The 1,082-nt window shown below is 50.2% G+C and carries 1 protein-coding gene; it reads right to left on the bottom strand.

All coding sequences use genetic code 11. From position 1 onward, the window contains the following. Positions 1–1,082: hemagglutinin repeat-containing protein (locus KZ793_RS22440; protein ID WP_225817284.1), on the bottom strand; the 1,082-nt coding region annotated here is incomplete at both ends.

The raw sequence follows: 1,082 nt of genomic DNA, 5'->3' as shown, positions 1-1,082 counted from the left end.
TTATCGGTTTCTATCCGACTCGCTTCTAATGTCACTTCATCTTTTGCCCTCAGGTTAATATCACCCCCGGCCGTAAATTCCGTGACTTTGTTGGTATGCTTGATGTGTATTTTATGCTCTGTCTTAGCACCAAATACTTGGCACGATTTTATGGGACCAAAACCTTTGCAGCTTTTCTCCGTTTCTTCCCGCCTATAGACCTCCTCCATTGCCTGCGCATAGAGAAAGCCGCCGGTTGCCGCGATATCCATCACGCCTTTGGCGATTAACGCCGTCGCCTGGAATAAAATACTGCCCTGGGAGCGAATGGTTAATGCGCCGCCACTGTTCAGCCGGCTGGCGTGTTGCGTAAAGCGCTCAATATTCCCCTCGCGAATAAATTCTTGTCGCGATTCAAAGCGAATATTCCCACCCGCGGAAAGCAACATATCATTGCCGGATGTCAAACGGGTTCCTGATGTCAGCAGGTTGCCTGCGGCAACTAAAGTGAGATGTTGAGCCGCGTTGACGGCGCCGGTGGCATAAAGGGCGTGTTTATCGCCATCATTAATCGGCGAATATTTCTGGGCAGAGAACACTAAATCCCGGCCGGCGTTAACCGAGATATTCCCCTGCGTCGAGGTTAATCTCGCCATCCCCGCACTGAGTTGCAGGTGATCACCCGCCGTCACTTGCGTGCTTAATTCGGATAAATCAACCGGGGTCATCCGTTCTTTTAATTCAGTGAGTTTGTCTAATCCATATGATTCGGATAAATAAAACAGACTCTCTGACGCCTCCGGCGTATCAGGACGAGACATATCAATATCGTGACCCGCACTAAGCATAACTTGTTGCCCGGCACTGATTCGCGCTCTGCGCAACATTAAATCATTGCCCGCCAACAGATGAATATTGCCCATAGCGTTCAATTTCCCCTGGCGGGCATTCAGGTTACGGCCCGCACTTAAGGTCAGATGACGGGATTTATCTAACCGGGTACCGAAGAGATCCAGATCGTTGCCGGCTGAAATGCGCAAATGATTATCGGCCGAAATTGAGGGTAAGGAGGTATCAGGCCGATTCCATCCCATGTGGATGTC

This window comes from Photorhabdus antumapuensis, from assembly GCF_020387775.1.
GTDB lineage: Bacteria > Pseudomonadota > Gammaproteobacteria > Enterobacterales > Enterobacteriaceae > Photorhabdus > Photorhabdus antumapuensis.
The sequence above is the reverse complement of the archived record's forward strand: the minus strand, read 5'-3'. Positions and strand labels throughout refer to the sequence as shown.